The sequence below is a fragment of the Leptodesmis sp. genome (assembly GCF_052746595.1).
Window position 1 is genome coordinate 23790 of sequence record NZ_JBRAGO010000004.1, and the last position, 11996, is coordinate 35785.

10 protein-coding genes are annotated in these 11996 nt (G+C 49.5%); 8 read left to right on the plus strand and 2 right to left on the minus strand.

From position 1 onward, the window contains the following. Nucleotides 1–2052 (plus strand): beta strand repeat-containing protein, encoded by a 2052-nt coding sequence (locus tag ACUVQO_RS01610; protein ID WP_445924148.1) that lies wholly within the window; start codon nt 1–3, stop codon nt 2050–2052. Further along, entirely contained in the window at nt 2037–3161 is a 1125-nt protein-coding gene (locus tag ACUVQO_RS01615) for a CHAT domain-containing protein (protein WP_445924149.1), read from the plus strand. Before ACUVQO_RS01610 ends, ACUVQO_RS01615 begins: the two co-directional genes overlap by 16 nt. Here the strand turns inward: ACUVQO_RS01615 and ACUVQO_RS01620 are convergent. Next, entirely contained in the window at nt 3136–4056 is a 921-nt protein-coding gene (locus ACUVQO_RS01620) for a cation transporter (RefSeq protein WP_445924150.1), read from the minus strand. The two genes, ACUVQO_RS01615 and ACUVQO_RS01620, sit on opposite strands and share 26 nt — an antisense overlap. A 262-nt stretch (nt 4057–4318) precedes the next feature. After that, nucleotides 4319–5578: an NAD(P)/FAD-dependent oxidoreductase gene (locus tag ACUVQO_RS01625; RefSeq protein ID WP_445924151.1), complete on the minus strand. Its 1260-nt coding sequence runs from the start codon at nt 5576–5578 to the stop codon at nt 4319–4321. Between the two features lie 474 nt (nt 5579–6052). On the opposite strand from ACUVQO_RS01625, the gene ACUVQO_RS01630 reads away from it, so the two are divergent. The 6 genes from ACUVQO_RS01630 to leuC all read left to right on the plus strand — a co-directional run bounded on the left by ACUVQO_RS01630 (nt 6053) and on the right by leuC (nt 11911). Further along, a complete protein-coding gene (locus ACUVQO_RS01630) occupies nt 6053–6511 on the plus strand; it encodes a TPM domain-containing protein (protein WP_445924152.1) in 459 nt (152 codons plus the stop codon). Between the two features lie 591 nt (nt 6512–7102). Then, nucleotides 7103–7372, plus strand: coding sequence for a LemA family protein (locus tag ACUVQO_RS01635; protein ID WP_445924153.1), 270 nt, complete (start codon nt 7103–7105; stop codon nt 7370–7372). 361 nt (nt 7373–7733) lie between these two features. Then, the gene (fraC, locus tag ACUVQO_RS01640) at nt 7734–8285 is read left to right on the plus strand and encodes a filament integrity protein FraC (protein WP_445924154.1); all 552 of its coding nucleotides are present in this window, start codon (nt 7734–7736) and stop codon (nt 8283–8285) included. 14 nt (nt 8286–8299) lie between these two features. Next, nucleotides 8300–9454 carry a DUF5357 family protein gene (locus tag ACUVQO_RS01645; protein WP_445924155.1) on the plus strand — a complete coding sequence of 385 codons (1155 nt, stop codon included), beginning with the start codon at nt 8300–8302 and terminating at the stop codon, nt 9452–9454. A gap of 111 nt (nt 9455–9565) precedes the next feature. Next, nucleotides 9566–10339, plus strand: coding sequence for an ABC transporter permease (locus tag ACUVQO_RS01650; protein ID WP_445924156.1), 774 nt, complete (start codon nt 9566–9568; stop codon nt 10337–10339). Nucleotides 10340–10507: 168 nt separating this feature from the next. Then, nucleotides 10508–11911 (plus strand): 3-isopropylmalate dehydratase large subunit, encoded by a 1404-nt coding sequence (leuC, locus tag ACUVQO_RS01655; protein ID WP_445924157.1) that lies wholly within the window; start codon nt 10508–10510, stop codon nt 11909–11911. Nucleotides 11912–11996: the final 85 nt, after the last annotated feature.

Genomic DNA, 11996 nt, shown 5'->3' on the forward strand with positions numbered 1-11996 from the left:
TTGACCCTAAACCCAGACGGCACTGTTCGCTTAACGGGATCGAACATCACCATCCCCACCACCGCAGGCACCGCGATCGCCGCTGGCTCTCTAAATGCCACAGGTCAAATGGGAGGAACCATTGCCGTAGTGGGCAGTCGAGTCGGGTTAGTGGGGGCCACGGTGGATGCCTCTGGGGCTAGCGGCGGTGGCACTGTCCAAATTGGCGGCAACTATCAGGGATGGGGTTCGTTACCAAATGCCAGTCAGACCTTTGTGAGTAACGACTCGACGATTCGGGTAGATGCAATGACCCAGGGTAATGGGGGCAGGGCAATCGTTTGGGCAGATCAATCCACCGTTTTTCAGGGCACAATTACGGCCCGTGGGGGAACCGTCAGCGGAGATGGGGGACTGGTGGAAGTATCTGGGAAGGAAAACCTGCAATATCGGGGCACATTAGATACCATCGCTGCCAATGGCAATCCGGGAACCTTGCTGTTAGACCCAGCAGATATTTTCATCGCGGCGGGTGGGCCTGCCGTTGGGTTTACAGGTCAGGTGCTGTTTGCAGATCTTGGCCCCACTACTATTTTGCAGAACCAGTTGCAAATCTTACCGGCTGCCACCAACATCATCATCCGGGCTACCAATAGCATTACGTTTGATTCAGCCATTGGTATATTCAACTTTGCAAATGGCCCAGGCGGGACGATCGAGTTCAGTGCCGGTGGTCCGATTACGATGAATCCAGTAACTGTCATTAGCGCTCCTGCCAGAAATATTACTTTCACGGAAGGCAGCCTGACGCTTGGTGCTATCAATACCTCAGCCCTTACTGGAGTGACAGCTAGTGGAGGCAACATCACCTTAACTGCCACGGGAAACATTACCACCACTGACCTGATTGGTAATGGTTACAACGTCGTTGGCCCGCAACCTTCTGGTGGTACCATCCAGGTGACCAGTACAGCAGGAACTATCTCTGTTGGGAATATTGCTTCAACCATTGCTGCAGGCTTTTCTAATGCAGTTTCTGGTGGTTTAGTCAGCCTCGCCACAAACAGCAATGGTGGAGACATTCAATTTCAAAGCATTGATACCCGTGGAGGCTTTAGTCTGGCTCCGGCTGCGGCCAATGGAGGCAATGTCACCATTTCAGCCACAGGGCGAGTGACGGGAACCGGACAAGTCACGACGGCTCCTGGCAATACCATTGTGACTAATGGGGTAGCCGGAGGTAGCAATGGTTCGATCAGCATTACCCATGACGGTGGGCCAGCGAACCAGCCCTTAATTGTGGATAGCAATGGAGCCAGTACCGGCAATGGCACAAACTTTGCGATTAATACCGGTGGCGAAAGCATTTCTGGGGGACAGGTGTTTCCTTTCGCCGCCAGTCCCTTTATTTCCGCTGGAGGGTCGATTCAGATTAGCTTCACCAATACGCCACCCACGATCGCTGCTGTACCTGCCTTGCCCAGTACGTCAGTCAACACACCCATCAGCTTTTCGGTAGCTTCTTTGGGGCTTTCCCTGGTTGATTTGAATGCCGACAGTCCTCTGTTCGTGCGATTGGCAGCGATCGTTCCGGGGGCAACCTTCAAAATCAATGGGGCAACCGTCAATCCCGGAAACCTCATTCCCACTGGTGCCACCTTAGAATTCACCCCTCCTCCTGATTTTCAAGGATTTTTAGCGACTGCGTTCGCCCTTACCGTTGATGACATTATTTCAACCTCTGCTCCACAGACGATCGGCATCAACGTCACCGCCGCTCCCATTCCACCCGAAGAATCCATTCCACCAGCAACCCCAACTGTACCAAATCCCTGTGTCTTGACCAGTTGTAATATCCTGAACCCACCGTCGGTAGTAGCGGTTTTGCCTCCAGTTACCATTCACCTGATACTCCCGAAGAGCGCTTTACAGTTGCCTTTGAAGGGTACCTGGGACTCCCGATTACTCGCGGCAGGTCGATCGATGAGCAACGAGAGATTGCCCAGGCGATCGAACGGGATACGGGAGCGAAACCTGCTTTTATCTACGTCAGTTTTGTGCCTGCATCCTTAACAGCCAGAGACAGCTTTTATGCGGTTAAGAGCCTTAATGACTTGCAGACCAGTACGGAGCGAGCCACTGATCAACTCGAACTGCTGGTAGTAACCGCTAAGGGAAATGCCATCCGACACCGCATCCCGGAGGCAACTCGTGAGCAGGTGATGCCTTTGGCCCAGGAGTTTCGTCTAGAAGTGTCGGATCCGCGCAAGCTTCGCACAACCAGCTATCTACCACAGGCACAGCAACTTTATCAGTGGTTAGTGGCTCCCGTGAAAGCAGAGTTGCAGGCCCGACAGATTAATAATCTCGTGTTTTTGATGGATACGGGATTACGATCGCTACCCGTTGCGGCCCTCCAGGATGGCCAGAAGTTTTTGATTGAGGACTGTAGCGTGGGTCTGATGCCCAGTCTTAGTCTCACCGATACTCGCTACCGGGATATTCGCGATGCCAAACTGCTGACCTTGGGCATTTCTGAAAGTACCCAGGCTCAGCCGCCTCTGCCCTCCGTCCTGGTGGAAGTGTCTACCCTGGTGCAGCAAATCTGGTCAGGAACTTCATTTTTAAATGAAAACGCTACCCTGGAAACCCTAAAAACCGCTCGCCAGAATCGTCTCTATGGAATCATTCACCTAGCGACCCATGCCGACTTTTTGCCTGGAAAAGTCAATAATTCCTACGTTCAACTCTGGGACGATCGGTTGCGACTAGATCAAATCCGGCAACTGGGATGGAACGATCCACAAGTAGAACTCTTAGTTCTGAGTGCCTGTGATACCGCCTTGGGCGATCGTGAAGCCGAACTGGGATTTGGTGGATTAGCGGTGCAGTCTGGTGTCAAAACCGCCCTGACCAGCCTCTGGGCTGTCAATGATGTGGCAACTGCAGCACTGATTACCCGCTTTTACAAAGATTTGCGAACGGCTCCCATCAAGGTGGAAGCCCTGCGGCAGGCCAAATTGGCAATGCTGCGGGGCCAGGGATACATAGACAACAAACAAATTCGCGGTGTGACACCGACCGGAATTCCCTTACCAGCAGACATACCCGGCCTGCAAGACACCCAACTCTCCCATCCTTACTACTGGTCTGCATTTACGATGATTGGGAATCCCTGGTGAGATGATTGCTCTCCACATGCAAAACCACCTTGACTGGGCCAAACTGTTGGCAAATGACTCGTTCTACCCGCGCCAGGATAGTTGAGGCTACAGTCATGCATTCTGGATGCAAAATCAGCCGCATTTCGATATACACCAGCCGACCCACCAGACCACGGGATTGAATCGCATAACAGTGCAGGATGCCTTCGACCTGGTGTACGGCAGCGGCTAATGCCTCTGGTGCGATTGCCACTTGTTGCATCAAGGAGGGGAGTTGCCGATTGAGTAACTGCCAGCCACTGATTACAACAATCAGGACAATCACGCCAGCCAGGACAGGATCTAACCAGCGCAATCCCAAATTGCTGCCAATCAATCCCAGCAGAATCAAGATCATCAAACTGGCATCGATCAGGCTGTGGCGGAAGCTGAGTTTGAGAATGGGCTGATTCAGGATCCTGGCCTGATAGTATCCCACAATGCCTATAACAAAGCCGATCGCCGTTGCACTTCCCAAAAGCTGGATGAGAGAAATAGAAAGCGGGATGGGGGCAGCGATCGAGGCATCACTCCTTCCTCCAATCAATTGCTGTCCAGCCCCACTTAATAAACTGCAACAGGCAAAGCCCATCACCCCCACCAGCAGGAAGGCCAGCCCTGATTCCCAGCGACCATGCCCAAAAGCATCCCGTCTTGCAGAATGAGGAGGAGACAAGGTTAGCAAACTGAGCAGCAAGCTAAAACTGGTGAGCAATGTCAGCAACCCTCCGGCCATCAGGCTGAGAGAGCCACTCGCCCACCCCAGCCATACCTTAATGGCTAACAGTATCACCATCAGCCACAATGCAATCAGCAAAAGCCACCAGCCCAGCCATCGACGACCCTGCGCTTCCGCTATAGCTCCTAACACCATATTTTTACCCACAAAAAGCGTTGAATAAGGGAGAGAAAAATCTCTCCTTAATTATCAACAGCAAATTTCGGTTTGCACGAAAACATTTGCCTGGTATCTCAACCACCCTGATTGCCTGACGAAAGCCCTGAAAGTATCTGGCGGTTAAAACCGCGACTACACTTACCCACTCTGCCGACGCAGACTCAATACCATCAAGGTTTTCAGTAACCTGCGTCGGCAGGTTTTCTCGGTATAGCCGCGACTTCAGTCGCCAAGGTGACTAATAGGCAAGAGTCTTATTGATCCAGCTTTTGAGCTTAGAAATTAGCCGTGTCCACAAGGAATCCAATTTACGCAGAAGGTACTGAGGTAGCCCCTTAGAAACTTTTTCAAATCGGTAATAAAATAGAATGTCAACCACATCTTCCAGACTCAGAGGCCGCAGATAAGTCACCACCTTATCAACAATCTCGTCACAATCCTGCAAATACTTTTTCTTGCCAAACTTCTCCGACAGATTCCAGGAACGCAGAAAGACTTTATGCATTTCCGATTGATAAGTCTTGAAATCAGAAATGGTGCCATCGAGATAACTCTGGATGTACTTGCAGGCGATCTCTGCTCCTTCCATCGCATGCCGAATTCCTTCTCCACCTAAGAAATTGACTGTGGATACGGCATCTCCGATCGCAATCACGTTATCCCGGTAATAGATATCATTCAGACCCGAACTATATTTCAATGTCGCCCCATGAACTTCAACGAGTTTGTACGTTTTCAACTTCATGTAGTCATCTAACACCAGTTGAATATGGCGCTTGAGTGGCTGGGTCTGTTTGACAAATTGGTGATCCGCATTCACAACAGCAGACCCCACCTTTAACTGATTGGGTGACATAGGAAAAATCCAGGAGTACCCGCGTGGCATCCACTTATATCCCAGGAAAAAGGTGAGGGCATTAGCGTGACGTTGATAATCTGCATCCTCAACTTCGATTAGATATTCAATTCCTGTACCACTTAAAAACTCTGGTTTTGCTTCCCCCCTGGCATAAATGACAGACCGAAATGGCCCGGTTGCATCCACCAGTACACGAGTCGTCACAACTTCTTCCTGCCCCTTGCGCACCAGGGAAACCAGGGTAGTTCCTGCCTTCTGTTGATGCCGGACATAGCGGCAATTCATCCAGACTGCGCCCCCATTTCCTCTCACCTCATCTGCCAGGAACTCCCGCAATTTGGCAAAATCTAACACCACGCCGAGGGGCGATCGGGCCTGCCAGCGACCACTTTGATTCGAGGTGACAACAACAAATTGATCCCAGTAGCTGCCCACGATACTATCCGGCAGTCCATAGCGCTGCAGGGTTTCTAAAGGGGTTCCGGCGCTGGAAAAACTGTTGGTCACAAAATTCTGATGGCGTTCTACCAGTAGCACTTTCCGTCCCGCCTTCGCCAGCACCCGCGCACACTGCCCTCCCGCTGGGCCACCTCCAACCACCACTACATCAAATTGCTGCATTCGTCGAACTGTCTCCATAAACATCAAGCTTGGGGAAATCCTCAGGTGTCCCTTGCATCATCTTCTCAGTCTAGGAGCTTAAAACACAAAGGTTGGAAATTCTATTGCCCTGGCTTTTTAAGTCTTGTCCAAGTCCAGAACCGGAGTTTCTCTGATCGGAAAACGACCGTTCTCTAACTGGACTTGGTTTATTACAGTTTGTCGCGTTGTTATAACAACTCTGAGTTCCGAGAAGAGAATAGAAGTAAGAATGCCTCAATCCCGCAGGGTGGTTCCATAGCAATCCTAGCTGGGTGGAGAGAGATTTTTCGCAGGAAAAGCCTTTCACAACTACTTCTTCTCTCTCGGCTGAATTAGAACTGCTGCATCTACCTGAAATGCTTGAATTGAAACCTCTGAGTGAATGGATCGAGATCCCTCAAAGGAGGGCTGTCATAATGAACCGATCAGCAGTCCTATGTCAGCGAATCATGGGGGGCAGCATTTTGGGAGTTGCGATCTGCTGCCTATCTCTGCCAAGCCATCACGGTGAGAAATGTTCCCAATCCTCGGCAGACTTCTAGAACCTGGGTAAGTGACAGTACTGAGATCCTCAAACCTGAGACAGAAGCTCAACTGAACCAGATGATTAATCAGTTGGAGGCTACCAATGGGGCAGAAATTGCCGTTGTCACCGTGCCAGAAACTAAACCTGCAGCCACCCCGAAAGTGTTTGCGACTGAATTATTCAACTACTGGGGTATTGTCAAAAAAGGGCGGGATAACGGAGTCCTGTTTTTGATTTCCAAGAGCGATCGCCGCGTCGAAATTGAAACAGGGTACAGCGTAGAAGACATTCTGCCCGATGCCAAAGTCGGCAACATTATTGATACCAAAATTCTGCCTCGCTTTAAACCTTCAAACAAAGTGACTATGACGGTGGCACTCTGGCAGGCACGAAAGCGCTGGTAATGGTGCTTGAAGGACAGGAGCCGCAGGAGATGGTACTCCTGCATAGTTCGGGATATGGATAGCAGCAACCCTGGCACTTGGGGTAGGTGGAACTGGAGTATTTATTTATAAACTCCTAGGTTGGCCAGTTTACTTAAAACCTGGAGGGCAATCTCGAACACAAGACTGGCATCAATGGTTTGAAAAGGCTAGTAAGGTTTACTGTCGTGGCTGTAATCAACCACTCCAACCCGTTGAACCGACCCTAGTAAAAACTCATCTCACTTCCGCCCAGCAAGTTGCAGAAAGAATTGGCAGTACTCATTTCGTGGGCTGGCGATGTCCCAATTGCCATCCTGACAAGATCCATATTCGAGCCTATGAAACAACACGATCTGGCGAATTTAGTCGATGCCCCTTCTGTGGTGAACTGACTGTCATTCGGCAAAGCCCTAGCACCCTAGCACGATCGGAGAACCTCAATTCTTTAGACCAGGTCTACAGGTTACAACCTATCAATGCTAATGTTGTAGCTACTCCCGTGATGTTGAAACTGAGATTCTGTCTGGTATTAGCTATGGGGGTGGGAATGATAGTTTTGCAACGAGTCAAGTGAATCAGGCAATTGCTCAGTTTCACAACTATGCAACTCTTCATCCTGAGCTAACATCCAGCCGTTTGTTTACCAACCTGCAGTATGAAATTGCAGGCACTGAGAACCGGCTTGCCGTTGAAAGGATGCGGTATAACCAGGCTGTGCAAGACTATAACCAAGCCATTCAGGTCTTCCCTAACTCCTTCGTGGCCAGAGTGTTTCATTTTCAAAGCAAACCTTTTTTCAAGACCATACCCCTTTCCTCCCCAACTAAACCCAATCAGTAGCGGGTGGTATTTCGTAGTCTCAGTAGATCGAAAATGAGTTTATTTTCACAGTGAACCCTGGATTTGATCCCCCTAAATCCCCCTTAACAAGGGGGACTTCAAACCATTTTTGGCTCGGTTCCCCCTTTTTGAAGGGGGGCTAGGGGGGATCTAAACAGCGTTTGTGATCTACTGAGTCTAGTTATTCCCCGGTTTAGGCATAGGAGTCACCAAACTGGCCGTTGAGATTAGCGTGAGAGGAGGTATAACTGGCAGAGCCTCGATTGCTGAAGCCAGAGTCAGTAAAATATATGTACTGGAAATACGTGTACTGGTGAGTATCAGGTCTTTACAGGCGGACTGTGCATAGAGATGAAGCAAAATGATTTGGATACTGCCACTTCGAGCGATCGCATTTCAAAGCCTGTTTTTGCTGCTGGCCATCTCATTGGAAGCGCTGGTTTTGTTTAAGTTATTAACTGACCTGGATTACAAAGCCAGTGCCCGCTACTCAATGTCCATGAATCTGTTTTCGACTGTAGTTGGATGGCTAGTTTTCTTTAGTGTTCAAGTTTTTTTACCAGCAGATCTACGGATTCAATTAATTAGCTATTTCTTCTTTGAACAGTTCTTTCCCAATTCCTGGGCAAATCGAGTTACTCCTATTCTGGTCATGACCATGTTAGGAATCTTTATCGGAGTTTTCTTTTTAGAATACTGGGGCTTAATTTTGCTAGAAAGAATACTAGAAAAACGTAAACCTGAGGAAATGCAGGAGGCCAGAAAACGGATCCGGGGAGGCTACAGTCGCTTGGAATCAGGCATCCCCTTTAAACAAAACAATCAGGCTTATGCTGTTTTGGTGGCCAATGCCTGTAGTTTTAGTGTAATTCTATTTCTATTGTTCATTCGCTGGTTAGAGCGTATTCGTTAATAAATTAAGAAGAAATGGCTGATATTCTGCAAATTTTTCAGTCTTTGATTACTCCTTTCTTGCCCACTGCATGGCCGCTCTGGTTATTAGCATTCGTACTTCTATTAGTCTCTGGTGGACTGATCTGGGCTTATTTAAATTTCGCTATTCTGATCAAGATTTTCTCAGCGATTTTCGATTTTTTCAAACAAGTTTTTGGAGTCTTTATTCCAAAAGACAAAAAATGGGACTCTGCTAGAACTCTAATTTTATTGGCAGCCCTCTCTTGGCTCTTTTCCTTATTTGCTGGCAGAATTGTACAAAATATTATTTCCTTCATGGGCTGGTTATTTTTAATCCCCGGAATTCACTGGATCATGTATGAGGAAAAGAAATTAAAGGAGCTATTAACTTTTAATTTTTTAGGCAATCTGTTTATTGGCCCGTGGGTTACAGGTGCATTAATTTGTATTTTTTTATTTACTACACCAGATAGTTTTCCACCGATTACCCTGATCATCTGGCCAATCGTTTCTGCTATCATTGCAAGCTTGCCTAAATTTATTAAAGCAGGGCCAGAGTATAAGCTTCCTGATGTTGGCGATCGCCAGTATTTAGTCAATTTACTCTTAATTAATTTGCTGCTCAGTTGCTGGATTCAACTTTACTATTCAACCCAAAGTTGGCTGGCTCAATATCCCAGTTTAATGACTGAAAATTTAGGCAATAGTTCGTTTTTCATCCGGTTACAACAGGGGTTAACCTCATCCCGGGGTGCTGAACTACTGGAGCGGACTGAATACAACCTGAAAATCAATCTGGAAGGAAAGTCCTGGTCGCAGGTGGAACTGTGGTTGCTGAACTTTAATGAGCGGGTTCAAGCCCTGGGAAACTCAATTCTTGATCAGATGCCCCAATTGGCAGAGAATTCCTTTTGGCGGGTTCAAGGACAGGTGCTGCCGGGAGAATACAGAGTCAAGCTTTATTCGGTCTGGCAGGGGCCATCAGCCGATGCTCAGGGCTATCACTACTCCAAAATCTGCAACATCAGTCGGGTGACAGCGGAGGATGTCGCTAGTCAGTCGTTGCCCTTTGGGCTACCGTCAGTAGTACCTGCTGTCGGCTCCGCGAAGGTGCAATGTGAACCTGTGCAGGGGCCTTTTAGAGGGCAACCTGACGGTATGAGTTAAACTTTGCCCCAGTCTAGAACCTTAATTTCTCTGATGGCAAAGTCTCACTTCTTTAGCTGAACTTGGTTTAATAGCTGAAATGGATGGCGAAGTACGCGCGAGGAACGAATCATGAATCTAGGCAGAACCTTAGTAATTGCGGCGAATGTGTTTCGTGAGGTGATTCGCGATCGCGTCCTGTATCTGATCATTCTGTTTGCAGTGTTGCTGATCGCGTCTATTCGCTTATTACCCGAACTTGCCGCCACCACAGAAAACAAAATTACTCTGGATGTGGGTCTGGCGGCGATGAGTCTGCTGGGTCTGGTAATTGCGGTCTTTGTCGGTACAGGTCTGGTCAATAAGGAAATTGAGAAACGCACGGTACTGGTATTAATGGCGAAACCGATCAGCCGTACCGAATTTATCGTGGGCAAACATCTGGGACTGTCAGCAGTATTGGCGGTACTGATTGCAGCCATGACAGCGATTTACATGATCCTGCTTTCCTTCAGTCGCATTCCCTACCCGGCCACCAGTATCGCTGTCTCCTCCCTCTTTTTGTTCCTGCAACTGTCTTTGATTACGGCGGTCGCGATCACCCTCGGTGTGTTCACCAGTTCTCTCCTGGCGGCTCTGCTCACCTTCACCGTGTTTCTCATGGGCAGTTCCAGCGCCAATCTGGTCGCCCTGGGTGCTCAGAGTAAAAACCCAACGGTTGAGGCCGTAACCCGCAATCTCTACCTGGTTTTACCCGACCTGTCTCGTCTGGACTTAAAAAATCAAGCGGTCTATGGTCTATTGCCACCAGCCGAAATGTTACTCCAAAGTGCTGGGTATGCAGTGCTGTATATTGTGCTGCTGCTGGCGATCGCAACCCTTATTTTCTCTCGTCGTCAATTTTAGGAAACCGACATGCCCGCACTCTCTTTTCCGCTTCCCCAAGTACACAAACCGCGCTCTACTCAAGGCAACCCTGGATGCCAATCCGTATCCGCTGATGGGGCGTGATCACTCCGAATCGATCCCCTTGATAGAATAGGGACTCGCTGAATATCACGCAATATAAGATTTATGAGCAAGGGCACACTGTTTGACAAGGTTTGGGATGCACATACTGTGGGGATTTTGCCCTCTGGACAGACGCAATTGTTGATTGGGCTGCATCTGATTCACGAAGTCACCAGTCCGCAAGCCTTTGCTATGCTACGCGATCGTGGCCTGAAGGTCTTATTCCCTGAACGGACGATCGCCACGGTCGATCACATCGTTCCCACAGATAATCAGGCTCGCCCCTTTGCCGATTCCCTGGCGGAGGAGATGATGCAGGCATTAGAAAAAAGCTGTCAGGAACACGGCATTACCTTTTACAACATCGGTTCCGGCAGTCAGGGCATTGTGCATGTGATCGCACCAGAACTGGGGCTGACTCAACCCGGCATGACGATCGCCTGTGGAGACAGCCATACCTCGACGCATGGAGCCTTTGGAGCGATCGCCTTTGGCATTGGCACCAGTCAGGTGCGGGATGTGCTGGCTTCCCAGACCCTGGCCCTGTCCAAGTTGAAGGTTCGCCAGGTCGAAGTAAATGGCAACCTGCGGCCAGGAGTCTATGCCAAAGATGTGATTCTGCATATTATCCGTAAACTCGGTGTCAAAAGTGGAGTGGGTTACGCCTACGAATTTGCTGGGACGACTTTTGAGCAGATGAGCATGGAAGAACGCATGACCGTCTGCAATATGTCCATTGAAGGGGGTGCTCGCTGTGGTTATATCAATCCCGATCAGGTGACGTTCGCTTATCTCAAGGGCCGGGAGTTTGCGCCTAAAGGAGCAGATTGGGATCAAGCGATCGCCTGGTGGCAGAGTATTGCCAGTGATGCCGATGCCGAGTACGACGATGTCGTAAAGTTCGATGCGGCAGACATTGCACCCACGGTGACCTGGGGGATCACACCAGGACAGGGCATTGGCATTGATGAGAAGGTGCCCACTCTGGAGGAAATGCCTGCAGATGAACGAGCGATCGCGGCAGAAGCTTACCAGTATATGGATCTGCAACCAGGCCAGCCGATTCAGGGGACGAAAGTAGACGTTTGCTTCATCGGCAGTTGCACCAATGGCCGGATTTCTGACCTGCGGGAAGCCGCCAAAGTAGCCAAAGGTCGCCATGTCGCGGAGGGGGTCAAAGCCTTTGTTGTCCCTGGTTCCGAGCGAGTGAAGCAAGAAGCGGAAGCAGAAGGACTGCACACGATTTTTGAGGCGGCAGGGTTTGAATGGCGGGAACCGGGCTGTTCTATGTGTTTAGCTATGAATCCCGATAAGCTGCAAGGTCGCCAACTGAGTGCTTCTTCTTCCAATCGCAATTTCAAAGGTCGCCAGGGATCGGCTTCTGGTCGCACCTTACTGATGAGTCCAGCGATGGTGGTTGCCGCTGCCGTCACAGGACAAGTTACTGACGTGCGGGAATTGCTGTAAAGTCCTCTTCTAATCGGCATAGAGTCAAGACACGAAGGAAACCACCACGATCGCTGTTGGGACGCGCAGCAGCGAGAAAAACTGT

Coding starts and splice junctions, on each gene's coding strand:
- ACUVQO_RS01620 (WP_445924150.1), bottom strand. CDS start 4,056: ATGGTGTTAGGAGCTATAGCGGAAGCGCAGGGTCGTCGATGGCTGGGC.
- ACUVQO_RS01625 (WP_445924151.1), bottom strand. CDS start 5,578: ATGGAGACAGTTCGACGAATGCAGCAATTTGATGTAGTGGTGGTTGGA.
- fraC (WP_445924154.1), top strand. CDS start 7,734: ATGATTTGGATACTGCCACTTCGAGCGATCGCATTTCAAAGCCTGTTT.
- ACUVQO_RS01645 (WP_445924155.1), top strand. CDS start 8,300: ATGGCTGATATTCTGCAAATTTTTCAGTCTTTGATTACTCCTTTCTTG.
- ACUVQO_RS01650 (WP_445924156.1), top strand. CDS start 9,566: ATGAATCTAGGCAGAACCTTAGTAATTGCGGCGAATGTGTTTCGTGAG.
- leuC (WP_445924157.1), top strand. CDS start 10,508: ATGAGCAAGGGCACACTGTTTGACAAGGTTTGGGATGCACATACTGTG.